This window comes from Pseudomonas sp. 31 R 17 (genome assembly GCF_900004915.1).
In the GTDB taxonomy this organism is placed as follows: Bacteria; Pseudomonadota; Gammaproteobacteria; order Pseudomonadales; family Pseudomonadaceae; genus Aquipseudomonas; species Aquipseudomonas orientalis_A.
In genome coordinates this window covers 67,952-94,169 of sequence record NZ_CVTN01000081.1, presented here as the reverse complement: position 1 = coordinate 94,169, position 26,218 = coordinate 67,952, and the positions used below count along the sequence as shown (strand labels likewise).

Annotated in this window: 23 protein-coding genes and 1 pseudogene; 10 read left to right on the top strand and 14 right to left on the bottom strand. The window is 61.2% G+C overall.

Translation table 11 applies throughout. The features are described from left to right. Positions 1–37: 37 nt before the first annotated feature. Positions 38–253: a ribosome modulation factor gene (gene rmf, locus BFP89_RS27950; RefSeq protein WP_002553055.1), complete on the top strand. Its 216-nt coding sequence runs from the start codon at positions 38–40 to the stop codon at positions 251–253. A gap of 127 nt (positions 254–380) precedes the next feature. On the opposite strand, the gene BFP89_RS23505 is transcribed toward rmf, so the two are convergent. The 5 genes and pseudogenes from BFP89_RS23505 to BFP89_RS23485 form a co-directional block, all read right to left on the bottom strand. Then, a complete protein-coding gene (locus BFP89_RS23505; RefSeq protein ID WP_065887860.1) occupies positions 381–1,400 on the bottom strand; it encodes a quinone-dependent dihydroorotate dehydrogenase in 1,020 nt (339 codons plus the stop codon). Positions 1,401–1,485: 85 nt separating this feature from the next. After that, positions 1,486–1,947 carry a transglycosylase SLT domain-containing protein gene (locus BFP89_RS23500; protein WP_065887859.1) on the bottom strand — a complete coding sequence of 154 codons (462 nt, stop codon included), beginning with the start codon at positions 1,945–1,947 and terminating at the stop codon, positions 1,486–1,488. After that, on the bottom strand, positions 1,940–2,326 hold the full coding sequence (locus tag BFP89_RS23495) for a winged helix-turn-helix domain-containing protein (protein WP_065887858.1): 387 nt from the start codon (positions 2,324–2,326) through the stop codon (positions 1,940–1,942). The genes BFP89_RS23500 and BFP89_RS23495 overlap by 8 nt, the downstream gene beginning before the upstream one ends. Before the next feature lie 158 nt (positions 2,327–2,484). Next, complete coding sequence (locus BFP89_RS23490; protein ID WP_065887857.1) at positions 2,485–2,706, bottom strand: FliM/FliN family flagellar motor switch protein; 222 nt, start codon at positions 2,704–2,706, stop codon at positions 2,485–2,487. Positions 2,707–2,812: 106 nt separating this feature from the next. Beyond that, a pseudogene (locus BFP89_RS23485) lies at positions 2,813–3,601 on the bottom strand (secretin N-terminal domain-containing protein); the annotation flags it as partial. Positions 3,602–3,884: 283 nt separating this feature from the next. On the opposite strand from BFP89_RS23485, the gene BFP89_RS23480 reads away from it, so the two are divergent. From BFP89_RS23480 to cobA, 8 genes are all read left to right on the top strand, one after another. After that, positions 3,885–5,111 carry a CmpA/NrtA family ABC transporter substrate-binding protein gene (locus BFP89_RS23480; protein WP_065887856.1) on the top strand — a complete coding sequence of 409 codons (1,227 nt, stop codon included), beginning with the start codon at positions 3,885–3,887 and terminating at the stop codon, positions 5,109–5,111. A 10-nt stretch (positions 5,112–5,121) separates the two neighbouring features. Further along, positions 5,122–5,697 carry an ANTAR domain-containing response regulator gene (locus tag BFP89_RS23475; protein ID WP_065887855.1) on the top strand — a complete coding sequence of 192 codons (576 nt, stop codon included), beginning with the start codon at positions 5,122–5,124 and terminating at the stop codon, positions 5,695–5,697. A 183-nt stretch (positions 5,698–5,880) separates the two neighbouring features. Beyond that, a complete protein-coding gene (locus tag BFP89_RS23470; RefSeq protein ID WP_065887854.1) occupies positions 5,881–7,092 on the top strand; it encodes a nitrate/nitrite transporter in 1,212 nt (403 codons plus the stop codon). After that, a complete protein-coding gene (locus tag BFP89_RS23465; RefSeq protein ID WP_065887853.1) occupies positions 7,092–8,762 on the top strand; it encodes a bifunctional protein-serine/threonine kinase/phosphatase in 1,671 nt (556 codons plus the stop codon). The genes BFP89_RS23470 and BFP89_RS23465 overlap by 1 nt, the downstream gene beginning before the upstream one ends. A 224-nt stretch (positions 8,763–8,986) precedes the next feature. Beyond that, positions 8,987–11,440 carry a nitrite reductase large subunit NirB gene (gene nirB, locus BFP89_RS23460; RefSeq protein WP_065887852.1) on the top strand — a complete coding sequence of 818 codons (2,454 nt, stop codon included), beginning with the start codon at positions 8,987–8,989 and terminating at the stop codon, positions 11,438–11,440. Further along, positions 11,437–11,754, top strand: a complete 318-nt coding sequence (gene nirD / locus BFP89_RS23455) for a nitrite reductase small subunit NirD (RefSeq protein WP_065887851.1) — start codon at positions 11,437–11,439, stop codon at positions 11,752–11,754. The genes nirB and nirD overlap by 4 nt, the downstream gene beginning before the upstream one ends. Beyond that, positions 11,754–14,462 (top strand): nitrate reductase, encoded by a 2,709-nt coding sequence (locus BFP89_RS23450; protein WP_065887850.1) that lies wholly within the window; start codon positions 11,754–11,756, stop codon positions 14,460–14,462. Before nirD ends, BFP89_RS23450 begins: the two co-directional genes overlap by 1 nt. 10 nt (positions 14,463–14,472) lie before the next feature. Continuing rightward, entirely contained in the window at positions 14,473–15,216 is a 744-nt protein-coding gene (gene cobA, locus BFP89_RS23445; RefSeq protein WP_065887849.1) for a uroporphyrinogen-III C-methyltransferase, read from the top strand. 60 nt (positions 15,217–15,276) lie between these two features. On the opposite strand, the gene BFP89_RS23440 is transcribed toward cobA, so the two are convergent. The 8 genes from BFP89_RS23440 to ppsA all read right to left on the bottom strand — a co-directional run bounded on the left by BFP89_RS23440 (position 15,277) and on the right by ppsA (position 23,416). Beyond that, entirely contained in the window at positions 15,277–16,257 is a 981-nt protein-coding gene (locus BFP89_RS23440; protein ID WP_065887848.1) for an OmpA family protein, read from the bottom strand. A gap of 107 nt (positions 16,258–16,364) precedes the next feature. Beyond that, complete coding sequence (sigX, locus tag BFP89_RS23435) at positions 16,365–16,955, bottom strand: RNA polymerase sigma factor SigX (RefSeq protein WP_057721193.1); 591 nt, start codon at positions 16,953–16,955, stop codon at positions 16,365–16,367. A gap of 87 nt (positions 16,956–17,042) precedes the next feature. Further along, positions 17,043–17,867 carry a mechanosensitive ion channel family protein gene (locus BFP89_RS23430; protein WP_034099717.1) on the bottom strand — a complete coding sequence of 275 codons (825 nt, stop codon included), beginning with the start codon at positions 17,865–17,867 and terminating at the stop codon, positions 17,043–17,045. A 2-nt stretch (positions 17,868–17,869) separates the two neighbouring features. Further along, positions 17,870–18,115, bottom strand: coding sequence for a CrfX protein (locus tag BFP89_RS23425; RefSeq protein ID WP_065887847.1), 246 nt, complete (start codon positions 18,113–18,115; stop codon positions 17,870–17,872). Positions 18,116–18,201: 86 nt separating this feature from the next. Further along, positions 18,202–19,197 carry a zinc transporter ZntB gene (locus BFP89_RS23420; RefSeq protein ID WP_065887846.1) on the bottom strand — a complete coding sequence of 332 codons (996 nt, stop codon included), beginning with the start codon at positions 19,195–19,197 and terminating at the stop codon, positions 18,202–18,204. 25 nt (positions 19,198–19,222) lie between these two features. Next, the gene (gene rraA / locus BFP89_RS23415) at positions 19,223–19,714 is read right to left on the bottom strand and encodes a ribonuclease E activity regulator RraA (protein ID WP_065887845.1); all 492 of its coding nucleotides are present in this window, start codon (positions 19,712–19,714) and stop codon (positions 19,223–19,225) included. A 230-nt stretch (positions 19,715–19,944) separates the two neighbouring features. Then, on the bottom strand, positions 19,945–20,934 hold the full coding sequence (locus BFP89_RS23410) for an alpha/beta fold hydrolase (RefSeq protein ID WP_065887844.1): 990 nt from the start codon (positions 20,932–20,934) through the stop codon (positions 19,945–19,947). 106 nt (positions 20,935–21,040) lie between these two features. Next, complete coding sequence (gene ppsA / locus BFP89_RS23405; RefSeq protein WP_065887843.1) at positions 21,041–23,416, bottom strand: phosphoenolpyruvate synthase; 2,376 nt, start codon at positions 23,414–23,416, stop codon at positions 21,041–21,043. Between the two features lie 178 nt (positions 23,417–23,594). Here ppsA and BFP89_RS23400 point away from each other — a divergent pair, with 178 nt between their 5' ends. Further along, the gene (locus BFP89_RS23400; protein ID WP_003230310.1) at positions 23,595–24,413 is read left to right on the top strand and encodes a posphoenolpyruvate synthetase regulatory kinase/phosphorylase PpsR; all 819 of its coding nucleotides are present in this window, start codon (positions 23,595–23,597) and stop codon (positions 24,411–24,413) included. Between the two features lie 225 nt (positions 24,414–24,638). Here BFP89_RS23400 and BFP89_RS23395 read toward each other — a convergent pair whose 3' ends face one another. Next, entirely contained in the window at positions 24,639–26,063 is a 1,425-nt protein-coding gene (locus tag BFP89_RS23395) for an aminotransferase-like domain-containing protein (protein WP_065887930.1), read from the bottom strand. Between the last annotated feature and the right edge of the window lie 155 nt (positions 26,064–26,218).

Below are 26,218 nucleotides of genomic sequence, written 5' to 3'. Positions count from 1 at the left end.
GGATATCTAGACAGTCAACAAGTGAGGGAAACACCCTATGAGAAGACTTAAGCGTGATCCGTTGGAAAGAGCATTTTTACGCGGATATCAATATGGCGTTCATGGAAAATCCCGTGAGCTTTGCCCATTTACTCTACCGTCGGTACGCCAAGCCTGGATCAATGGCTGGCGAGAAGGACGTGGCGACAACTGGGACGGTATGACTGGCACTGCGGGCATCCACAGACTCAACGAACTTCACGCCGTCGGCTAATCAGGGCATTCACAATCCGACACATCAACTTGAATAGATAACGACTTAACCACGCACGTCCTATCCGGGCGGCGGGCTTCGGCCCAGGGGCTCCTTCAGGGAGCCCTTTTTATTGCCTGACGATTGCTCAGCGCAAGGCGGCGATCGCATCCACCGATTCGCGAATCAGCGCGGGGCCCTTGTAGATAAAGCCCGAGTACAGTTGCACCAGGCTTGCGCCCGCCGCGATCTTTTCAGCCGCGTGCCTGCCTTCGGTGATTCCGCCCACCGCGATGATCGGCAAGCGCCCCGCCAGTTCGGCGGCCAGCACCTTGACGATATGGGTGCTTTTGTCCCGCACCGGTGCGCCGGACAAACCGCCCGCCTCGTCGCCATGGGCCAGGCCTTCGACGCCCGCACGACTGAGGGTGGTGTTGGTCGCGATCACCGCATCCATGCCCGCGTCAACCAGGGCCTGGGCCACCAGCACGGTTTCTTCGTCGCTCATATCGGGCGCGATCTTGATCGCCAACGGCACACGCTTGCCGTGACGCACCGCCAGGTCTTCCTGGCGCTGGCGCAACGCTTCGAGCAGTTGCTTGAGCGAGTCGCCGAACTGCAGGCTGCGCAAGCCCGGGGTATTGGGCGAACTGACGTTGACGGTGACGTAGCTGGCGTGGGCGTAGACTTTGTCCAGGCAGATCAGGTAATCGTCCACCGCGCGCTCCACCGGCGTATCGACATTCTTGCCGATATTGATGCCGAGGATGCCCTTGTACTTCGCCGCCTGAACCCGCGACAACAAATGGTCCACGCCCAGATTGTTGAAACCCATGCGGTTGATGATCGCCTCGGCGTCCTGCAGGCGGAAGATCCGCGGCTTGGGGTTGCCCGGTTGCGCACGAGGCGTCACGGTGCCGATCTCGACAAAACCGAAACCCAACTGCGCAAACCCGTCGATGGCCGCACCGTTCTTGTCCAGACCGGCAGCCAGCCCGACCGGATTGGGAAAGTCGAGTCCCATCACCGACACCGGCACTTTCGCCGCAGCCTTGCATACCAGGCCATTGAGCCCCAGGCGGCCACCGGCGCCGATCAGGTCCAGGGACAGATCGTGGGAGGTTTCCGGGGAGAGTTTGAACAACAGCTGGCGGGCCAGGGTATACATGGGCGGGCTAGACTCGGATGGCGGCGAAAGGTGGCGCGATTATAGCCGGGGAGACGGGCCGCATGCGAGGCGTGCCGCCGACTCGTCAATTACGGTGGGCCATCAAGGCCTCATAACGCGCCCAGACTTTTTCGGCGTATCGCAGGCGCAACGCGTCGCGCTGCGCCCCGGCGCCCGGCCCCACATTGTAGGAACCCACCGCCGTCCAGTTGTAGCCGAAACGCTGGACGAAACCGGCAAGAATCGAGGCACCCACCTCCACCGACAGACATGGCTCGTTCACCAGCCGTTCCTCGGTGATGCCCAGCTCGAGCAAGCGAGGCAAGTGACTGCTGTTGATTTGCATCAAGCCGATATCGTGGGTGCCATTGGCGTTGACCGCGTTGATCGCTTGCGCCCGGTACCCCGACTCCACCGCCGCGATCGCCTGCAGCAACTCCGGCTCGAAGTCGTAGCGACGCGCCACCTCATCCCAGCAGTAGGCCAGGGCCTGGTTGCTGCCCAGCAGCAGGCCGAGGATCAGGCCCCTGCCCCACCGCTTAGACATGGCTGATCTGTCCGCATGCCGCGCACTTGTGCAGCACCCGCATCGGCTCAGCGTCTTTAGCCAGCACGGGGCAGGTAAAACGATACCCCTTGCCATACACGGTCTTGATAAACCCCTTGTCGGCGCTCAAGTGTTTGCGCAAGGCATAAATGCAACGGGTCAATGACTCATCAGCCACCTCGCCCCTGGGCCAGGCAAGCGCCAACAGGCGGTCCTTGGTCATCAACGTACCGCCGGAAACCAGCAACAATCGAAGCACGCTGCCCTCTTTGGGCGGCAGTTGGATATCGGTGTCCCTGCCTGTCAGCCGACCATCGTCATGCAAGGTCCAATCAGCGAAAACCAGGGACTTTGTCGACTCTTCAATCACCACCGCCATAAGGCACCTGCACGTTCGACTGCTGACATTCAATCCATTCTTCCTGTGACGGCCCACTTGCCCGATGCCATGACTATAAAAACCTCCCTCGCGTATCACGTTAGGAAAAACCCGATTCAATCGACGTCTTTCAGCGGTTTGCTGTAAGACAATTCGCCTCAACCGGAATACGGCAGCCACTCCTGATACACCTCATGCAGCTCCACCCCTAATCGATCCTCCAACTGCACCAACTCACCCACCGCCATCAGTTGCCCATTGACCCGTACCTCCACGCAATGGATGACTTCGGGTGCCAAAGGCAAGACTTTGCCCGGCGCAAACGCAGCCAGTCGCTTGCGGCTGATCAGTTGCTCCTGCAGCAGTATTTCCAGGTACATGGACTAACGCCTTTATTCAGGGAGAACGCTCGCCGCCCGACCTGACAAACGCACGTTGCACACGTTCATACTGCGCGGCCGTCAACGGCGGCGGCCCGGCCGGGGGCTTCGATTCGTCACGACCCGCTTCCACACGCCATGACGAGATTTCATTGACTTGCTTGGGCACATCCAATTCATCCACCAGTTTTTCGATCAGGCTGACCTGAGCAGGCTTGCCCTTGATCAGGAGGCTGTTGGTGTCCGGATAAGCGATCAGCGTCAGGTTCTTGTCCGCCAGCAGGCCCTTCTGCTCGCTGGCCAGCAGGCCTTGGATGACGGAGGCCATGCCCGGCACCGTGACCTTGTTTGCGCCGGTCCCATGCTGCCGATCCTCGACGTGGGTATTGAACACCTGCACCACACCGAAGGCCTGCGCCCCCACACGCAGTTCACTGCGTTGCCGGTCCGTCAATTGCGCCAGCCGCAGCACCTGGCTGACGTAGCTTGGCGGCCCGGACACGTAGAACGTACGCACCCCGCTGTCGCGCAAGGGATAGCGCGATTCATCCATGCCTGTTCGGCGCATGATGCCGCGCAGCCGGTTGACCGAGATGTAGCGCAGCGCCACCGCAGTGGTCCTGGCTTCGCTCGCGTTGTAGAGGTACACGGCCTGCCCGTCGCTGTGCCAGATCAGGCCTTCCTGCCCGGCCAGCGTTTCGAGGACCTGTTGCGGCGCGTCAAAATCGAATGTCCCGCTGACACGCTTGGGCGCCGCTTCCCGACTGACCACCACAGGCATCCCCAACGGCACCGACAGCGCCGTGAAAAAACTGTCCAGGCGCTCATCCCTGGCCTGATACGGATCGCCCCGGGCCACATGGCTGACCAGCAACAGCGCAACCCACAGCAGCATGCTGCCGAGGCGGTGGCGGTTCGTAATGGCGGAATCAGCATGCACCGTGGGTTTTTCCTGGGGAGGAGGACGCAAAAGAGCGGCCATACTGAGAGGCAGGCGAGGTTCAATCATGATGGAAAGCTGACGGCTGCCCCGTGGCATGTGCCTTGCTACGCACTCTCTATCAGGGCGCGCGCCATCGACGGTGCGGGCCTACGGACAAAGGCGTCGTTTCCCTGCAATGGCTGCTATCGCCATCCGAGGGAGCGACGCTTTTTTTTGCGAGAAAAGGTAGGTGTTGATGAACGATTCGGTCGACGGCAGCCCGGTGAACCCCGCGCTGGCCTGGGTAAACGGCAGTGACGCCCCGGAAAAAAGCAGCCTGGACCTGGGGTTCATGGCCCTGACTGATTGCGCCTCGCTGGTGGTCGCCGCCACCCAGGGGTTTGCGCAACCCTACGGCCTCACACTGAACCTCAAGCGCCAATCGTCCTGGGCCAACTTGCGCGACAAACTGGTCAGCGGTGAGCTGGACGCCGCCCATAGCCTCTACGGCCTGATCTATGCCGTGCACCTGGGCATCGGCGGCGTTGCGCCGAGCCCGATGGCGGTGCTGATGGGGCTCAATCAAAACGGACAGAGCATCAACCTGTCCCGTGGGCTGCAACAGCAGGGCGTGGTCACTCCTGAGGCGCTGGATCGCCACGTGCACCAAAGCCGCACAAAACTCACCTTCGCCCAGACCTTTCCGACAGGCACCCACGCCATGTGGCTGTATTACTGGCTGGCGAGCCAGGGCATCCACCCGCTGCGGGACGTGGACAGTGTGGTGGTGCCCCCGCCGCAGATGGTCGCGCACCTGCAGGCGGGACGCATCGACGGCCTGTGTGTCGGCGAACCCTGGTGCGCCAGCGCCGTCCAGCAGAACCAGGGCTTCACCCTGGCGACCAGCCAGTCGATCTGGCCCAATCATCCGGAAAAAGTCCTGGGTTGTACCCAAGCCTTCGTCGACCAGTACCCCAATACGGCGCGCGTATTGGTGATGGCGATTCTCGAGGCCGGTCGCTTTATCGAAGCGAGCACGCAAAACCGTCGTTCCACCGCCCAATTGCTCAGCGCCCGCGAGTACCTCGACGCACCGCTGGACTGCATCGAGCCACGACTGCTGGGGCACTACGAAGATGGCCTGGGCAACCAGTGGCAGGACCCGCATGCGCTGCGGTTCTTCGCCGATGGCGCGGTCAACCTGCCTTACCTGTGCGACGGTATGTGGTTCATGACCCAGTTTCGCCGTTGGGGCCTGCTGCGCGAAGACCCCGATTACCTGGCCGTCGCCCGCCAGGTGCAACAATTGGATGTGTATCGTCAAGCCGCCAGCGCCGTGGGCGTGCCGCCCCATGCCCAGGACATGCGCAGCAGCCAGTTGATCGACGGCAGGATCTGGGACGGCTCCGACCCCGCCGGCTATGCCCGCAGCTTCCGCCTGCACGCCATGGCGGGTGACATCAGCCGCCAAGCGCTGCGCTAGGAGCACGAGCATGCTGCGAATCCTGTTGATCAACGACACCCCGCGCAAGGTCGGCCGGCTCAAGGCCGCGCTGACCGAGGCCGGCTTTGAGGTGATCGATGAATCCGGCCTGACCATCGACTTGCCCGCACGCGTCGAAACAGTGCGCCCCGACGTGATCCTGATCGATACCGAGTCACCCGGCCGCGATGTGATGGAACAGGTGGTGCTGGTCAGCCGGGACCAGCCCCGCCCTATCGTGATGTTCACCGATGAACATGACCCGACTGTCATGCGCCAGGCGATCAAGTCCGGGGTCAGTGCCTATATTGTCGAAGGCATCCAGGCCCAGCGCCTGCAACCGATCCTCGAGGTGGCCATGGCACGCTTTGAAAGCGATCAGGCCCTGCGTGCCCAGCTGCACGCCCGCGATCAACAGTTGGCGGAACGCAAGCGCATCGAGTTGGCCAAGGGTCTGCTGATGAAAATGAAGGACTGCAATGAGGAAGAGGCCTACACCCTCATGCGCCGCCAGGCCATGAGCCGCCAGCAGAAACTGATCCAGGTGGCCGAACAGATTATTGCCATGAGTGAATTGCTCGGCTGATCTGGCGCGGCTCTTGCTAAAGAACCGTTATGGGTAGCCAACGGCGGTTGCCCCATCAACGACAAAGACGTCGCACACCCGGTTTGCCCTCGCGAACCCGGTGGCGGCGTTTTTTCGTTTCGGCCCCAGCGCTTGGAGCCACCAGGTCTTCCGACAAGCCCCCCCCAACCGTTGAGGTGCGTGATGAAATCAAGCTTCTGGAAATCCGGGCACACCCCGACCCTGTTTGCCGCGTTCCTGTATTTCGACCTGAGTTTCATGGTCTGGTACCTGCTGGGCCCCCTGGCGGTACAGATTGCCGCCGACTTGCACCTGAGCACTCAACAGCGCGGCCTGGTCGTCGCCACGCCGATCCTGGCGGGCGCGGTGCTGCGCTTTCTCATGGGCATGCTGGCCGACAAGCTGTCGCCCAAGACCGCCGGGCTGATTGGCCAGGTGATTGTCATCGTGGCGTTGTTCTGCGCCTGGAAACTGGGCATTCACAGCTACGAGCAAGCCCTGTTGCTGGGCATGTTCCTGGGCATGGCCGGTGCCTCTTTTGCCGTCGCCCTGCCGCTGGCCTCGCAATGGTATCCGGCCGAGCACCAGGGCAAAGCCATGGGCATCGCCGGCGCCGGCAATTCCGGCACCGTGTTTGCCGCCTTGCTGGCACCGGTACTGGCGGCGGCCTTTGGCTGGAGCAATGTATTCGGCTTCGCGTTGATTCCGCTGATTCTCACCCTGATCGTGTTCGCCTGGCTCGCGCGCAATGCCCCGCAACGTCCGAAAGCCAAGGCGATGGCCGACTATTTCAAGGCCCTGGGTGATCGCGACAGTTGGTGGTTCATGTTCTTCTACAGCGTGACCTTCGGCGGCTTTATCGGCCTGGCCAGCGCCCTGCCCGGCTACTTCAACGACCAGTACGGCCTGAGCCCGGTGACCGCCGGCTACTACACCGCGGCCTGTGTCTTCGGCGGCAGCCTGATGCGCCCGCTGGGCGGCGCCCTGGCGGACCGTTTCGGCGGGATCAAGACCCTGCTCGGCATGTACAGCGTGGCCGTGATCTGCATTGCGGCGGTGGGTTTCAACCTGCCCAGTTCCTACGCTGCGCTGGCGCTTTTCGTCTGCACCATGCTCGGCCTCGGCGCCGGCAATGGCGCGGTATTCCAACTGGTGCCCCAGCGTTTTCGCAGTGAGATCGGCGTGATGACCGGATTGATCGGCATGGCCGGCGGCATCGGCGGCTTTGCGCTGGCCGCCGGCATGGGCGCGATCAAACAGAGCACCGGCAGTTACCAGCTGGCCCTGTGGTTGTTCGCCAGCCTCGGCGTACTGGCCTGGTTTGGCCTGCACGGCGTCAAACGCCGCTGGAGAACCACCTGGGGTTCGGCTGCCGTGACCGCCGCCCGCGTCTGATGAGCCTGCAACTGAGCATCGCCCAGGCCAGCGCGATTGGCCCCAGGGCAGAAAACCAGGACGCGTTGCGGGTGGTCACGCCCGTGGCGGAACTGGCCGCGAGCAAAGGCTACCTGTGCGCATTGGCCGACGGCGTCAGCCAATGCGCCGATGGTGGCCTGGCCGCGCGCTCAACCTTGCAGGCACTGGCCCTGGACTACTACGCCACGCCGCAGACCTGGGGCGTGGCCCAGGCGCTGGAGCGCTTATTGGTCGCGCAGAACCGCTGGCTGCAAGCCAATGGCGGCGGTCAGCCGCTGCTGACCACCCTCAGCGCGCTGGTCTTTCGCGGCCGGCGTTTCACCCTCGCCCACGTCGGCGATTGCCGCGCCTATCGCTGGCTGGACGGCGAGCTGCAGCGCATCAGCGAGGACCATGTGTGGGACCAACCGGGCATGCAGCATGTGCTCAAGCGCGCCCTGGGCCTGGACCAGCACCTGGTACTGGACTTTCTCGATGGCGAACTGCGCGCAGGTGAGTGCTTCCTGCTGCTCAGTGATGGTGTCTGGGCCACCTTGGGCGACAACAGCATCCGCGCGATTCTGCGCGAGCAGACCGACCTGGACCTGGCGGTCAACACCCTGGTCAATGCCGCGCATTTGGCCGGAAGCCAGGACAATGCCAGCGCCTTGCTGGTGCGCATCGACGCCCTCGGCGGCGCCACGCTGGGCGACGCACTGGTGCAGTTGCAGCAGTGGCCGCTGCCGCCACCGCTCAAGGCCGGGCAACATTTTGAGGGTTGGCAGGTGCACAGCCTGCTGGCGCAGAGCCGACAGTCGTTGCTGTATCGGGTAAGGGATGATCAGCAGCAGCCCTGGCTGCTGAAAACCCTGCCATCAAGCCGCGACAACGACACTGACGCCGCCCAGGCCCTGCTCTCGGAAGAATGGTTTCTGCGCCGGGTCGCCGGCCGCGCGTTCCCTGAAGTGCATGCCGCCGGTGAGCGCCAGCATTTGTACTACGTGATGCGCGAATACCCGGGGCAAACCCTCGCCGAACTGTTCAAGCGCCAGGGCCCGTTGCCCCTGGCGCAATGGCAGTCCATCGCCGAGCGCTTGCTGCGCGCGGTCGGTCTGCTGCACCGGCGGCAGATCCTGCACCGCGATATCAAGCCGGAAAACCTGTTGCTGGGGGACGACGGCGAACTGCGCGTGCTGGATTTCGGCCTGGCCTACTGCCCAGGGCTGTCGCAAGACCCTGCCGGCGCACTGCCCGGCACGCCGAGTTTTATCGCCCCGGAGTCATTCAACGGTGAACGTCCTACCCCACAGCAGGATTTGTACAGCGTCGGCGTCACCCTCTATTACCTGCTGACCGGCCACTATCCCTACGGCGAGATCGAAGCCTTCCAACGCCCGCGCTTCACCCAGGCGGTCAGCGCCAGCCGCTACCGTCCCGATGTGCCGGACTGGTTGCCCGCAAGCCTGGAACGCGCCGTGGCCGCACAACCGCAGCAGCGCTATGAGACCGCCGAAGAATGGCTGCTGGTACTGGAACAGGCCGACCGGCGCGAGTTGAGCGTGCGCCCGCGCCCTTTGCTGGAGCGTGAGCCGCTCAAGGTCTGGCAGACCCTGGCGACGGTTTCGCTGCTGATCAATGTGGTGCTGCTGTTCTGGCTATTGCACCACTAACGGGCAAAATCCTCCGTTTCCTGGGGTTTAACGCTCAATAAAACCGGGATATCGACACTTGGCACAGCGGCTGCATTAGCTTCCTCAACAACCCACATATAGCCGCGCCTTCAACGTCGAAGGACCGAGCTTCCCGAGAGAACGGGACCAGGACAAAGGCGTCCTCGCTAGGTAACTAGCGGGGACGCCTTTTTTTGTTTGCGCGTGATTGGTCGGAGAGCGACATGAAAAAACTCAAACTGGTGATGATCGGCAACGGCATGGCCGGGGTTCGCACCCTGGAAGAATTGCTCAAGCTCAGCAGCGACCTGTACGACATCACGGTGTTCGGCGCCGAGCCCCACACCAACTACAACCGCATACTGTTGTCGCCGGTACTGGCCGGCGAGCAGACCTTCGAAGAGATCGTACTCAACGACCTGGACTGGTACCTCGATAACCACGTCAAGCTGCTGCTCAACCGCAAGGTGGTGCAGATCGATCGGGTCAAGCGCCGGGTCATCGCCGAGGATGGCACCGCAGCCGAATACGATCGCCTGCTGATCGCCACCGGCTCCACGCCGTTTATCCTGCCGATTCCCGGCAACACCTTGCAGGGCGTGATCGGCTACCGCGACATTGCCGACACCCAGGCCATGATCGACACCGCCAAAACCCACAAGCACGCGGTGGTCATCGGCGGCGGGCTGCTCGGCCTGGAAGCGGCCAACGGCCTGATGCTGCGCGGCATGCACGTGACCGTGGTGCACATCGGTGAATGGCTGCTGGAACGGCAACTGGACAAGACCAGTGGCCAACTGCTGCAAACCGAGCTGGAAAGCCGTGGCCTGGTGTTTCGCCTGTGCGAACAGACCCAGGCCCTGCACGACGCCGGCAATGGCCGCGTCGGCTCGGTGCAGTTCAAGAACGGTGACATCATCCCTGCCGACCTGGTGGTCATGGCCGCCGGTATCCGCCCCAACACCGAACTGGCGGAAAAGTCCGGCATCCCCTGCAATCGCGGGATTCTGGTCAACGACACGATGCAAACCTACGACCCGCGCATCTATGCCATCGGTGAATGCGCCAGCCACCGTGGGATCGCCTACGGCCTGGTCGCGCCGCTGTTCGAACAGGCCAAGGTATGCGCCAACCATCTCGCCCAGTTGGGCTTCGCCACCTATAAAGGTTCTGTGACCTCCACCAAGCTCAAAGTTACCGGCATTGACCTGTTCTCCGCAGGCGACTTCATGGGCGGCGAAGGCACTGAGACCATCACCCTCTCCGACCCCATCGGCGGGGTGTACAAGAAACTGGTGATCAAGGACGACATCCTGGTCGGCGCCTGCCTGTATGGCGATACCGCAGACGGCGGTTGGTATTTCCGCCAGATCCGTGAGAACCACGCGATTGGCGAGATTCGCGATCACTTGATGTTTGGCGAAAATGCGCTGGGCGACGTCGGCCACCAAGGGCAGGACAAGGCCATGAGCATGGCCGACAGCGCCGAAGTCTGCGGCTGCAACGGCGTGTGCAAGGGCACAATCGTGAAAGCGATCCAGGAACAGGGGCTGTTCAGCGTCGATGACGTGAAGAAGCACACCAAGGCGGCCAGTTCCTGTGGATCCTGCGTGGGGCTGGTGGAACAGATTCTGATCAACACCGTGGGCGGGGCCGCCGACGTCAAGCCCAAGAGCGAAAAAGCCATCTGCGGTTGCAGCGACCTCAACCACGGGCAGATCCGCCAGGCCATCCGCGAGCAGCACCTGCTGACCATCGCCGGCACCATGAGCTACCTGAACTGGCGCACGCCCAACGGTTGTGCCACCTGCCGTCCGGCGCTCAATTACTACCTGATCTCGACCTGGCCGGGCGAGGCCAGGGACGACCCGCAATCGCGCCTGATCAACGAGCGCGCCCACGCCAACATTCAGAAAGACGGCACCTATTCGGTGGTCCCGCGCATGTGGGGCGGCGTGACCAATCCGTCGGAACTGCGCCGCATCGCCGACGTGGCCGACAAGTACAACGTGCCGATGGTCAAGGTGACCGGCGGCCAGCGCATCGACTTGCTGGGCATCAAGAAGCAGGACCTGCCCGGCGTGTGGAAGGACCTCGACATGCCGTCCGGGCACGCCTACGGCAAATCCATCCGGACCGTGAAGACCTGCGTGGGCAGCGAGTTCTGCCGCTTCGGTACGCAAAACTCCACGCAACTGGGCATCGAGCTGGAGCATGACCTGTTCAACATGTGGTCACCGCACAAGGTCAAGCTGGCGGTGTCCGGCTGCCCGCGCAACTGCTCGGAAGCAGGCATCAAGGACGTCGGCATTATCGGTGTGGACTCAGGCTGGGAGATGTATATCGGCGGCAACGGCGGGATCAAGACCGAAGTCGCGGAGTTCTTCGTCAAGCTCAAGACCGCCGAAGAGGTGCGCGAATACAACGGCGCATTCCTGCAACTGTACCGCGAAGAAGCCTTCTACCTGGAGCGCACCGTGCACTACCTGCAGCGGGTCGGCATGGACCATATCAAGAAAGCCGTGCTGGAAGATCCGGCCCGGCGCCAGGCCCTCAACGAGCGCCTGCAGTTTTCCCTGTCGTTCGAGCAGGACCCCTGGAAAGAACGTCTGGAACAGCCGCTGCTGAAAAAAGAATTCGATGTGATCCCGGTCAAGCAATTGGAGGTGCCGGCATGAACTGGCTGGATATCTGCGCCCTGGAAGAAATCAACACCCTGGGCTCGCGCATCATCAACGGGCCCAAGGGCGACATTGCGATTTTTCGCACCAGCGACGATGAAGTCTTCGCACTCGATGACCGTTGCCCGCACAAAGGCGGGCCGCTGTCCCAGGGCTTGATCTATGGCAAACGCGTGGCCTGCCCGCTGCACAACTGGCAGATCGACCTGGCGTCCGGTGAAGCCCAGGCGCCGGATATCGGTTGCGCCCATCATCACCTCGCCCGCGTGGAAAACGGCCGAGTGATGCTGGCACTGCGGGATGCAGGGTGATGAACCGCCAGGTCACGGCGTCCACCTGCTGTTATTGCGGGGTGGGCTGCGGCGTGCTGATCGAGCATGACGGCACCCGCATCCTCGGCGTGCAAGGCGACCCGCACCACCCGGCCAACTTCGGCAAACTGTGCAGCAAGGGCGCCAGCCTGCACCTGACCGGCGACCTCGACGCCCGTGCCTTATACCCGGAACTGCGTCTGGGCAAAGACCTGGCCCGCGCCCGCACCGACTGGGACACCGCCCTGGAACATGCGGCCAACGTATTCGCCCGCACCATTGCCGAACACGGCCCCGACAGCGTGGCGTTCTACATCTCCGGGCAACTGCTGACCGAGGACTACTACAGTTTCAACAAACTGGCGCGGGCGCTGGTCGGCACCAACAATATCGACAGCAACTCACGGCTGTGCATGTCCTCGGCAGTGGTGGGCTACAAACGTAGCCTTGGCGCCGATGCGCCACCGTGCAGCTATGAAGACCTGGAGACCAGCGACTGTGTGATGATCGTCGGCAGCAACATGGCCTACGCGCACCCGGTACTGTTCCGACGCCTGGAGGAGGCCAAGGCGCGACGGCCGCAGATGAAAGTGGTGGTGATCGACCCACGGCGTACCGACACCTGCGACCTGGCCGACCTGCACCTGGCGATCCTGCCGGGCACGGATGTGGCGCTGTTCCATGGAATTTTGCATCTGTTGTTGTGGGAAGACTGGATCGACCGCGAGTTCATTCACGCCCATACCGACGGCCTGGCAGCGCTCAAACGCCTGGTGCATGACTACACGCCGCAAATGGTCACGCAACTGTGCGGCATCAGCGTCGAGCAGTTGCGCCTGTGCGCACAGTGGGTGGGTACCTCCAGCAGCTTCTTGTCGCTGTGGTGCATGGGCCTCAACCAATCCACCGCGGGCAGTGCGAAAAACAGCGCGCTGATCAACCTGCACCTGGCCACCGGTACGATTGGCCGCCCAGGCTGCGGGCCGTTTTCCCTGACCGGTCAACCCAATGCCATGGGCGGGCGCGAGACCGGCAGCTTGTCGAACCTGCTGCCTGGGCACCGCGACGCCGCCAACCCCGAGCACCGCGCAGCAGTAGCCGCGTACTGGGGTGTCGATCAACTGCCCGCAACCATCGGCCTCACGGCGATCGAACTGTTTGAACAGGTGCAGACGGGCAAGATCAAGGCGCTGTGGATCGCCTGCACCAACCCCGCCCAGTCATTGCCGGACCAGAATGCAGTGCGTGCAGCCCTGGCGGCGTGTCCGTTCGTGGTGTTGCAGGAGGCCTTTCGAACCACCGAAACCGCCGCCTACGCCGACCTGCTGCTGCCCGCCGCCAGTTGGGGTGAAAAAGAAGGCACGGTGACCAACTCCGAACGGCGTATTTCCCACGTGCGTCGCGCCATCACCCCACCGGGCGAAGCGCGACCGGACTGGGCGATTACCGTGGATTTCGCGCAGCGCCTGGAGCGCCATCTGCGGCCGGGGCTGGACAGCCTGTTTGCCTTTGAGCAACCGGCGCAGATCTTTGACGAGTTCAAGCTGTTGACTCAAGCGCGCGACCTGGATTTGTCAGGCCTCAGCCATGCCCTGCTTGACCGGCTCGGCCCGCAACAGTGGCCGTTTCCCATGGGCGCACAGGCCGGGACGCCACGCCTCTACGTCGACGGGATTTTCCCCACCGATAACGGCCGTGCGCAGTTTGTCGCCGACCCGTATCGCGCCGCCAGGGAGCAGCGTGACGCACGCTTTCCCCTGACCCTGATCACCGGTCGTCTGCGCGACCAGTGGCACGGCATGAGTCGCACCGGCACGGCGGCACAGCTGTTCGGGCATGTCAGCGAAGCGCTGCTGAGCCTGCACCCGGACGAGCTGCGCCGTCACCGCTTCAAGGAAGGCGACCTGGTCAACCTGAAAAGTCGCCGAGGCAATCTGGTGGTCGCGGTCACCGGCGATGACAGCGTGCGCCCCGGTCAAGCGTTCCTGCCGATGCATTGGGGCGACCGTTTTCTCAAAGGCGGCGTGAATGTGCTCACCCAGCCGGCGTTCGATCCGTTGTCGAAACAGCCGGAACTCAAACACAGCGGTGTGCGCCTGGAAGCGGTGCAACTGCCGTGGCAGCTGTTTGCGCTGATCGAGGGTGACGTGCAACGACACTTCGACGCCCTGCGCCCGCTGTGCGAAGCATTTGCCTACGTCAGTCTAAGCCTGACAGGACGTGAACGGCCGGCGCTGCTGGTGCGTGCAGCCCATACCGAGGCGCCCGACCTGCAGATACTGACCCGCATCGACCAGTTGCTGGGCCTGCATGACGGTCCGGTGATGGCCTACGACGACCCGCGCCGCTCTATCGGCAAGCGGGTGAAAATCGAACAGGGCCGCATCACGGCGGTTCGCCTGGCCGGTGAAACCCTGGCCCGGCATTGGCTGCAAAGCCTGTGGCTGGAGGGCCGCACCGACGATCAACTGCGTCGCTGGCTGTTGGCGCCACTGAGCGCCCCACCGGGGGGAGCGGCGGCCAGCAGCAAGGTCCTGTGCAATTGCAAGAATGTCAGCGAAAACGCGGTGTGCGCCGGGATTGCCCGCGGCCTGGACCTGACCGGGCTCAAACAGCAACTGGGATGCGGCACGCAATGCGGCTCCTGCGTGCCGGAAATCAAACGTCTGCTGGCCGTCGGCCCGCAGCCAATCGCAATCAGTGTGTGAGGGGAACAACATGAGCGCAAAAGTGTGGCTCGTAGGCGCTGGGCCCGGTGATCCGGAATTGCTCACCCTCAAGGCGGTAAGGGCCCTGCATGAAGCAAACGTGGTATTGATCGACGATCTGGTCAACCCGGCCGTCCTGCAGCACTGCACCGACGCGCGCGTGATAACCGTCGGCAAGCGCGGCGGCTGTCGCTCCACGCCGCAGGCGTTTATTCACCGCCTGATGCTGCGCTATGCGCGCCAGGGCAAGTGCGTGGTACGGCTTAAAGGCGGCGATCCATGCATTTTCGGTCGCGGTGGCGAAGAGGCGACGTGGCTGCGCGAGCGTGGGATCGAGGTGGAGCTGGTCAACGGCATTACCTCGGGGCTGGCTGGAGCGACGAATTGCGATATCCCGTTGACCCTGCGCGGCGTGAGCCGTGGCGTGACCCTGGTCACTGCGCATACCCAGGATGACAGCAGCCTGAACTGGCGCGCACTGGCCGAAGGCGGAACGACGCTGGTGGTGTACATGGGCGTGGCCAAGCTCGAGCAAATCCGGCAACAGTTGCTGGAAGGCGGCATGGCTGCGGATATGCCGGTGGCGATGATCGAAAATGCATCGTTGCCCGAACAGCGCGAATGCCGTAGCCACCTCGTTGCCATGCATGAAGACGCGCAAGCTTTTGCGCTCAAGAGCCCGGCAATCCTTGTGATTGGCCGTGTTGCCGGCGCAGCGCAGATGGCGTGCGATGCGGCAGCGGCCAGCGCTTGAGGTAAATCGCAGGCGAAAAAAAGCCCGGCCTAAGCCGGGCTTTTTGTGAAACTCGGCTAATTACTTAGCTTGAGCTTCAACCTGTGCTTCTACGCGACGGTTAACAGCGCGACCAGCTTCAGTTGCGTTGTCAGCAACTGGGCGGGATTCGCCGTAACCTACGGAGGTGATGCGGCTAGGAGCTACGCCATCTTTAACCAGGACTTGCTTAACAGCGTCAGCACGACGCTGGGACAGCTTCTGGTTGTAAGCGTCTGGACCTACGGAGTCAGTGTGACCAGCAACTTCTACGTTGGTGTCTGGGTACTGAGCCATGAAGTCGGCCAGGTTTTTGACGTCGCCGTAGCTGTTAGGCTTAACAACAGACTTGTCGAAGTCGAACTTAACGTCCAGCTCAACACGAACAACCTGAGCAACCGGAGCTTCTGGCTCTGGAACTGGCTCTGGAGCTGGTGCTGGGGTAGGAGCTGGAGCAGCTGCGCCAGCGTTACCGCCGAAGTTCACACCCAGGCCAACCAGCGCGGAGTAGTCCCACTTGCCGTTGTCCAGACCGTAGTCAGCTTCAACACCAGCACGAGCGTACAGGTTGTTGGTGAAGTAGTACTTCACGCCGGTACCGATGGTAGCGAAAGTGGTCTGGTCGCGACCGCTGTGGCCGTCAGCCTGAACGTTGGTACGGCTCTGGTGGCCGAAACCGCCTTCAACGTATGGACGCAGGCTGTCAACGCCAGCTTGACCGAAGTGGTATTGGGCAACCAGGCTGCCGGTATCACCTTTGATCTTCTGGCTACCAGTACCGTCGTTCGAACGGGTGTGGTTAGTCTTGTCGTAGGACAGGTTCAAGGACAGGTCGTCGGTCAAGAAGTAACCGATGCGAGCGCCAGGATTGAAGCCGTCTTCGATGTGCTTGACGCTATCGTTGTACTGCTTCTTGTAGAACAGCTCGCCTTCAACTGCGCCTTGGCCTTGTGCCAGAACGCCGAAAGAAGTAGCGGCAATAAGAGAACCAATGGCCAAGCCCAAGGTGTTTTTCAGTTTCATCCGTTAAATCCCCATCTGGTGATTGTAAAGCAGTCCCACAAACCGGGGGACAACTCGGCGACAAGTCTAACAGAACTTGCCTACACGTAAGAGATATTTGCTACGCACTAAGTTTCAGTCTCGCCCGCAAATTTCTCACGTAATTTATCAAGAGCACGTTTGTAACGCATCTTTGTAGCACTCAAACCCATGTGCATGATGTCAGCGATTTCTTGAAATTCCAATTCTGCGACGAAACGTAGCACCAGAATTTCACGATCGATCGGATTCACATGCACCAACCAGCGATCGAGTCCGCCCTTTTCCTCGGGTGTCGGCGCCTTTTCTTCAGACGCTTCCTCAAGGGGGTCCAGACTCAACGCGTCCATCAAGCGACGCTTTCGCCGTTCCTTACGATACTGCGTGATGCACTCGTTGTACGTGATGCTGTAGAGCCAGGTCTTGAACTTCGATTTGCCCTCGAAGTTCTTCAGGCCGTACAGCACCTTGAGCATCACTTCCTGACAGACATCGTCCGCATCTCTATCGTTCCCCAAATACCTTGAACAAACGTTGAACAGAGTGCGTTGATACCTGCGCATCAATTCTTCGTACGCGCGTGTTACGTGAAACAGCTCCGTGTGCGAACGCGCGACCAACTCCTCATCAGAGAGCTCACGGGGGTCATAGCGCGTGGACAGCGTTTGGGCTTTATTCAAAACAAGTCGTGCCGGCAGTCAGGTCAATGTCCGCTGCAACCCGGTCAGCCGGGTTCGCGGCGGCGTACATTAGCAGGGTTTGCCGGTTTAGCGGCTACTGACCTGCTGCTCCAGGAGAATCCGGTTGGACAGCGAAACCAGTTCTCCGTCATCGGTCAGCACGGTCGTCTTGACTGTACCGATCTCCTCGATTTGCCCTTCGACCTCGCCCACACGCACCTGTTGCCCCACCTGATACAGCTCACGCACATAGATTCCCGCAAGAATCTGACCGGCAATTTCCCGGCTTCCCAAGCCCATGGCCAGTGCAACGGCCAGACCAACGGTAATCAAAACAATCACGATAACGTGGTTCAGCAGGTCGGTCTTGACCTCCAACTGGCTGATCGCGACCGAAATACTGATGATGATCACCAGTCCCTGGGCAATTCGCCCCAGGCCCGCCGCATAGTCCAGGCCGACCCCTTCGGCGGCTCCGCGTACCAGGCCATTGGCCAGTTGCGCGAGTAAAACGCCTACCAGCAGCACCAGCGCGCCGCCGAAAACTTTCGGCAAATACAGTGCCAGCATGTCGAGCGTAGCTGAAACTCGTTCAAGTCCAAGGGACTGAGCCGCAGAAACCAGAAAAATAAGCAGGACGAACCAATAAACGATCTTGCCGACCAGCGTCGAAATCGGAACCTGCAACCCGGCACGGCCCAGCAGCTTGGTCAGCCCGGTACCGGCCATCAAGCGGTCCAGCCCGAGCTTGGCGAGCAATTTGGACAACAGGGTGTCGAGCAGCTTGGCCACGACAAAGCCCAGCAGCACCAGGACCAGGGCACCAAACAGGTTGGGAATGAAATTCGCCACCTTGGTCCACAATGCGGTCATTGCAGTGACCAGGCTCTGGGTCCAGAGATCAAGTTCCATATTCAATCAGCCTTATCAGCAGTGCGAGCAAGAGGTTTATGCCGGGAAACAGGCGATACATGGGCCGAACCGTTGTTCAGGGCCATCATCAACGCCGGCACCCAACGCCCGAGCAGACCGAACAGGGAACCCGCCCCAACCTGACGGTTGGCGGTTTTCAGTACGCGGCCCAGGCAGGCATCGTCATCCCGGTTGGATGGCGAAGCATTGAGCATGTCACGCAAAGACTGTTCGAACGGATCGTGCATAGAGACCTCTCGCAAGTGATTTAAAAGACGAGGGTAAAATTCATCGGGTCACATCGACCCTTTCCTACGTTCAGCTCATATTCAGCTCAAACCCAGCGTAACCGTCGAAAAAGCCACCATTGACCCAGCGCCACCGAGACCATCAGCAGGCACGCAATCATGAATCCGTATGGGCTGCCGGAAAACGGGATGCCCCCCACATTGATGCCGAGCAAGCCGGTCAGGAAACTCATCGGCAAGAAGATGCCGGTGATGATGCCGAAGCGGTACATCGTGCGGTTCATACGCAGGCTCAAACGCCGGTCTTCGGCCTCAAGTACAAGCCCCACGCGCTCTCGGGCCAATTCGAGTTCTTCCAGGTAGCGGGTCAGGCTGTTGTGTAATTCGTTCCAATAGTCAGCGTCGTCATCACAGAACCACGCCAGTTTGATTCGCGTCAGCTGCGCAAAAATATCCCGTTGCGGCGCGAGGAAACGCTTCAGCCCGGCCGCTCGCCGACGGATCTGCAGGACGCTGCCGTGCTCGGGGGTATACCGTTCGTCGGCATCGAGGTTTTCTTCCTCGGCATCGACAATTTCGGACAGCCCAGTGACCAGATCCTGCACTTTGTTGGTCAGGTATTGCGCCATATAAAGGATCAGTTCCGACGCGGTCCTGGGCCCCTTGCCCTCGGCCAACTGCACCAGCAGCTCATCGGTGGCGCGTAACGGGCGCAACCGCAGGGAAATCACACGATTGGCCGCTGCGAATATACGTACCGAAACCATGTCCTCCGGTTCCGCGCCGGGGTTGAGATTGATCCCGCGCAGAAAGAGCAGCAGTTCGGCATCCGGCAACGGCAGCAGCCGCGGACGGGTGTTTTCTTCCAGCAGCAGGTCACAGGCAAATTCACTCAAACCGCTGGATTGGCGCAGCCAGGTCTGGGTTTGCGGATGGCTGCGGTCCCAATGCAGCCACAGGCTTTCCTGGGGCTGCAGTTGCAACTCGTCAAGCTCGGTCCGGGCAATCGAACGCGCACCGCCTTTACCGTCCAGCACCAGGGCATGCACCAGCCCCCACTGCGCGTTGTCTTCCTCGAACATCCTCATCCCTTTCGACTACTGCGGTTTATTCCGGCATTTTCAGTGGGGTGGGCGAGACGATCACCCCGTTGTTATCGGCGTACACGTATTCACCCGGGCGGAACGTCACGCCTGCAAAGTTCACCACCACGTTCAGGTCACCCAGGCCGCGCTTGTCGGTTTTCATCGGATGGGCGGCCAGGGCCTGCACACCCAGGTCAGTCTGGGCAAGGACGTCGACATCGCGGATGCAACCGTAGATCACCATGCCTTCCCAGCCGTTTTTCGCGGCCTTTTCGGCGATCAGGTCACCGAGCAACGCACGCCTGAGCGAACCACCGCCATCGACCACCAACACCTTGCCGGCGCCCGGCTGCTCGGCCTGAGCCTTGACCAGGGAGTTATCCTCGAAGCATTTGAGGGTGACAATCTCGCCGCCGAAGGAGTCTCGGCCACCGAAATTGCTGAACATCGGCTCGAGCACCTGCACCAGCTCCGGGTAGGCGTCGCACAGGTCGGGGGTCACGTAATGGTCCATCGCGAAACTCCTGTCATCAAAGAAGGGGTCGAACAGCTCACGGCATACATCAGGAAAACGTGCTGCAGAAGGCATTCTTTACATGCCTGGCCACTGGCGCCGGCCATGATCAAACTGCAATCAACGCAACGCAACAGCCGTTACGCGACTGAATATGACCAGAAGCGCCTGAGGCGTCATATCTTAGCCGCAACCACTCAAGAGTGAAACGGCCTCGATAGCGCGCTTCGTCACACTGCCACAGCCACCTCGGGACGGGTGCCGAGCACGGGTGTCAGCGGGTCTTTCAACCAGCGCTCCACCAAGGGCCACACCTGGGCCTGCGCGGCTTTGCTGAGGAGCATTTGTACATGCCCGAAATCTTCGGTAAAACCCTGCCGACGCCCCAGGCACAGGTACTGGCGATGCTCGCTGCCGACTTGCTCGAACAGCTTGCGGCATGCCCAGTCCGGGTCCTGCCGATCGCCCGCCGCGCTGACCGCCAACAACGGCACATCGACCGCGGCCAGGCCTTTCCACCAATCGCGCTCGGCGTCGCCAAAGCGGCCGAACAGGCCATTCCAGCGCAACGCTTCGATCATCACGCCGGCCGGCTCGTCCTCCGGTCCACGCTTGAATCGTGGGCCGGACACCTGGGCCAGACGCTTCAGGATCAATCGAGCGCCCCACTCCACCGGTGGAATTTTCAACGGCCAATGCGTGCGGCTGACCTGGCAGCCAAATAACGCCACCGAGGCCACTGACTGCGCGTTCAAGTATTGACCACCCAGCGCCGCAGCCAAGGTCGTGGCGCCGAGGGAATGCCCGATCCAATGCGGCACCTGCCCGCTTTGCTCGTGCACAAAGGCGCCAATGGCCGGCAAATCGTAACGTGCGTAGTCGGCAACGCGGTTGCGCACGTAGTCGCGGTTGCGCCTGGACAGGCCATGGCCGCGCATTTCCGGGATCCACACATCAAAACCCCGGCGCGCCAGGTGAGCGCCCAGGCCGATGCCCTTGGGCGAATACCAGAAGCGCCGATTGGAAAAACTGCCGTGCAGGAAAATAACCGGCGTGCCCCGGTTTTCCGGGACATCGGCCAGACCCAACCGGGTAACCGCCAGCTCGACGGTCGCGTCGGGGCTGTTGCCGGGTTTGAGGCGGTACACATCTTCACTCAGGTCGCCACGACGTTCAGCGCTGATCAGGGCGACGGGAAACAGGTTGCTGCTGCTTTGCATAATGTTCTTGCACAAAAAAGGGCGGCGTCCGGCAGGAATTCCGCCCTGTACAGATAAGAATGCCGGTCACCCTCGACAGGTGACCGGCACTTTTGACGTAGCGGCTTTAAGCGGACGCTTGGCCTTCGGCGAGGAAGAACCAGGTTTCAAGCACGGAATCGGGGTTCAGCGAGACACTTTCGATACCCTGTTCCATCAGCCATCTGGCCAGGTCAGGGTGATCGGAAGGGCCCTGGCCACAGATACCGATGTACTTGCCGGCCTTGTTACAGGCCTGGATGGCGTTGGACAGCAGCTTCTTGACCGCAGGATTTCGCTCGTCGAACAGGTGAGCGATGATCCCGGAGTCACGGTCCAGGCCCAGGGTCAGCTGGGTCAGGTCGTTGGAGCCGATGGAGAAACCGTCGAAGAACTCCAGGAACTCTTCGGCCAGGATGGCGTTGGACGGCAGTTCGCACATCATGATGACGCGCAGGCCGTTTTCGCCACGGGACAGGCCGTTTTCAGCCAGCAGGTCCACGACTTGGCTCGCTTCGCCCAGGGTGCGCACGAACGGCACCATGATCTCGACGTTGGTCAGCCCCATCTCGTTGCGCACACGCTTGAGGGCGCGGCATTCGAGTTCGAAACAGTCACGGAAGGCTTCGCTGATGTAACGCGAGGCGCCACGGAAACCCAGCATGGGGTTTTCTTCTTCCGGCTCGTAAAGCTTGCCGCCGATCAGGTTGGCGTATTCGTTGGACTTGAAGTCCGACAGTCGCACGATGACCTTTTTCGGGTAGAACGCCGCTGCCAGGGTGCTGATGCCTTCCACCAGCTTCTCGACGTAGAAGCCCACCGGGTCGTTGTAACCGGCGATGCGCTTGTCGACGCTTTCCTTGATGTCCAGCGGCAGGCCGTCGTAGTTCAACAGGGCCTTGGGGTGCACGCCGATCATGCGGTTGATGATGAATTCCAGGCGGGCCAGGCCCACACCGGCGTTCGGCAACTGCGCGAAGTCGAAGGCGCGGTCCGGGTTGCCGACGTTCATCATGATCTTGAACGGCAGGTCCGGCATGGCGTCGATGGAGTTCTGCTTGATGTCGAAGCCCAGCTCACCTTCAAAGATGAAGCCGGTATCGCCTTCGGCGCAGGACACCGTCACACCCTGGCCATCTTTCAACAGCTGTGTGGCGTTGCCGCAACCGACCACCGCAGGAATTCCCAGCTCACGGGCGATGATCGCCGCGTGGCACGTGCGCCCGCCACGGTTGGTCACGATGGCGCTGGCACGCTTCATCACCGGCTCCCAATCCGGGTCGGTCATGTCGGAGACCAGCACGTCACCCGGCTGGACTTTGTCCATCTCGGACACGTCCTTGATGATGCGTACCTTGCCGGCGCCGATGCGCTGGCCGATGGCGCGGCCTTCCACCAGCACGGTGCCGGTTTCCTTGAGGAGGTAGCGTTCCATGACGTTGGCCGACGTACGGCTCTTAACGGTCTCGGGACGGGCCTGCACGATGTACAGCTTGCCGTCGTCACCGTCCTTGGCCCACTCGATGTCCATCGGGCACTTGTAGTGCTTCTCGATGATCATCGCCTGCTTGGCCAGCTCGCTGACTTCAGCGTCGCTCAGGCAGAAACGCGCACGCTCGGCCTTGTCAACGTCGACGGTCTTGACCGAACGACCGGCCTTGGCCTCGTCGCCGTAGATCATCTTGATCGCCTTGCTGCCCAGGTTACGGCGCAGAATGGCCGGACGACCGGCCTCAAGGGTGTGCTTGTGCACGTAGAATTCGTCCGGGTTCACCGCGCCTTGTACGACGGTTTCACCCAGGCCGTAGGCGCCGGTGATAAACACCACGTCACGGAAGCCCGATTCGGTGTCCAGGGTGAACATCACACCGGCGGTGCCGGTTTCCGAACGCACCATGCGCTGCACGCCGGCAGACAAAGCCACCAGCTTGTGGTCGAAACCCTGGTGCACGCGGTAGGAAATGGCGCGGTCGTTGAACAGCGAGGCGAACACTTCCTTGGCCGCGCGGATCACGTTTTCCACGCCACGGATGTTCAGGAACGTTTCCTGCTGACCGGCGAAGGAGGCGTCCGGCAGGTCTTCGGCGGTGGCCGAGGAGCGCACGGCGACGGCCATGTCCGGGTTACCGGCCGACAGGGTGGCGAAGGCGGTGCGGATCTCTTCGTTGAGCTTCTCGGGGAACTCCGCTTCCATGATCCATTGGCGGATCTGGGCGCCGGTCCTGGCCAGGGCGTTGACGTCATCGACATCCAGGGCGTCCAGGGCAGCGTGGATCTGGTCGTTGAGACCGCTCAGCTCAAGGAAGTCACGGTAAGCCTGGGCCGTGGTGGCGAAACCACCCGGCACCGACACGCCAGCGCCTGCAAGATTACTGATCATCTCGCCGAGGGATGCGTTCTTGCCCCCCACGTGCTCTACATCATGGACGCCGAGCTTATCGAGGGAAACTACGTACTCTACCAAGGTGATCTCTCCACTTTCTGTGTTGGAAAAGCTCAGGACGCGGCTTGCTCAGTAGGAGCGAACGCCAGCGCTTGTGGCCTGGACCTGGAAAATAAGTGAGAATGCGGCCCACTGCGGGACGGCAAAATCGCGCCTATCATATCCAAGATTCGCCATCAGCTTAAGGCCCAGGGCTCAAATGAAACGATCTGCTTTCTTTATTTCCGATGGCACCGGCATCACGGCCGAAACACTGGGCCAGAGCCTGCTCGCGCAGTTCGAAAACATTACCTTCGCCAAATTCACGCGGCCTTATATAGACAGCGTGGACAAAGCGCGGGCCATGGTACAACAAATCAATCTGGCGGCTGAAAAAGACGGTTGTCGCCCGATCATTTTCGACACCATCGTCAATCAGGACATTCGTGAGATTCTGGCGACCTCGAATGGTTTCATGATCGACATCTTCTCCACGTTCCTGGCGCCATTGGAACAGGAGCTGAGCGAACATTCCTCTTACTCCGTCGGAAAGTCCCATTCCATTGGTCATAATTCCAATTATATGGAGCGTATCGAAGCGGTGAACTTCGCCCTCGACAACGACGACGGCGCCCGCACGCACTATTACGACAAGGCCGACCTGATCCTGGTGGGTGTATCGCGCTGCGGCAAGACCCCGACCTGCCTGTACATGGCCATGCAATTCGGTATTCGCGCAGCCAACTACCCGCTGACCGAAGACGATATGGAACACCTGACGCTGCCCGCCGCCCTGCGCGCGCATTCGCATAAGCTGTTCGGCCTGACCATCGACCCGGACCGCCTCACCGCGATCCGCAATGAACGCAAGCCCAACAGCCGTTATTCAAGTTACGCCCAGTGTGAGTTCGAAGTGCGCGAAGTGGAAAATCTGTTCCGTCGCGAGAATATTGCGCACATCAATTCCACGCATTTTTCAGTGGAAGAGATATCGGCGAAGATTCTGGTGGAGAAGGGTGTGGAGCGGCGGTTCAAGTGACCTGCATTGCCTGAGCTGACGCTATCGGTATGAACCAAACTTCTGCTATGCCGCTGAACCTGTGGGAGGGGGCTTGCCCCCGATGGCGGTGGATCAGCCACCTGATGCACTGACTGACACTCAGCTATCGGGGGCAAGCCCCCTCCCACATTTGATCTTCGCTGCTCTGAGCATTTCGCTCGCTTAACTGACTGGCGTTAACACGACCCAATTGTGTCAGTCTGGCTACAGGTGAAACCTTCCACCCCCCTGCCCCAGCGCCGTCGCCAGCGCATCGAACCCCGCCCGCAGCAACTGATCATCCCCCGAGGTATTGCAAATACTTGCCCGGATAAACTGCGGCACCGCCGTCTGCCCTACTGCAAAGGCTTCGGCGGTCGCGATCAGGTAGTTGTTCTGCTTGAGCTCCGCCTCGATTTCCGACGCGCGCCAGGGTTCCGGTACTTCGATCCAGAAGTGCGGGCTGTTGAGGTGAGTGCGATACTGCAGGCCGCTCAATAAGCCCTCCACCAATGCCTTGCGCCGGGTTATCTCGTTGATCTGCTGGCGCAGCAGGTATTGCGCCGTGCCGTTTTCGATCCATTGGGTCGCCAGTTCCAGGGTCACCGGGGTGGCCATCCAGCAGGTCGAACGCAACGCCGCTGAAATCCGGCTGACCAGCGCCGGCGGCGCATGCACATAGCCCACGCGCAGTCCGGCCGAGACCGCCTTGCTCAGGCTGCTGATCAGGATCGTACGCTCAGGGGCGAAATAACTGAGGGGCGCAGGACGATCCTCTACCAGCACCCCGTGGGCCTCATCCTCAAGAATCAGCAGATTATGTTCACGGCAGACCTTGGCCAACGCTTCACGGCGCGGGACTGACAACACGGCGGTTGTAGGATTCTGGATCGTTGGCGTGCAATACAATGCCGAAACCCGGTGATTTCGACAGACTTCATCCAGCGCGCCCGGCAGCACGCCTTCGTCATCCATCTCCAGCCCGATCAAGCGCACACCCAGCATACGCGCGGCGGTGATAAGCCCTGGGTAAGTCAATTGCTCGGTGACCACCGTGTCGCCGGCACGCAGCAACGCCATCATTGCGCAGAGCAGGCCGTGCTGGCCGCCATTGACGCAGATGACCTGCTCGGGAATCGGATGGAAGTCGCGCTGCACCAGCCATTGCGCACCGGCCTCGCGGTAGCGCGGCAGGCCCGCATCCGGGGTATAGGCGCTGATGTCCTGGAGAAATTTACCGTTGGTCGACAGGGTCTGGAAGCTCTGGGCAAGGAATACCGTTTCCTGCCCGGGAATATGCATGTTGCGGCTCATGTCGAAGTACTGGCGCGGCTCCTCGCTGACGTTGCGAAAGCCTTCATCACGCTGGCGCTCCATCCCACGCTTGCGCACGAATGTGCCGTCACCCACCCGAGCGACTACCAACCCCAAGCGCTCCAGCTCACCGTAGGCCCGGCTGATGGTGCCGATAGTGACGCCCAGATTGTCGGAAAGGACCCGATGGGGCGGCAGTTTTCTTCCCGGCTCAATCGTGCCTTCAAGGATGCCCCTTTCCATGACATCGGACAGGCGCTTGTACTTCACGCCCTGACCATTGGACAACCCCTCACGCATAATTGACACCATGTCAATATTTGTTTTGACAGTCATCATTCGCCCTAATAGTGTGCTTTTGCGGGTTCAATCACCGGATTGAATCACTTATAACAAGTCCAATATAGAGTTCAATTCCGGCTCAGGGAAGCAATAAACGATGCCAATGTCCGCCATTCTTGAAAACACCGCAAAAACCAAAACCCGCAAAC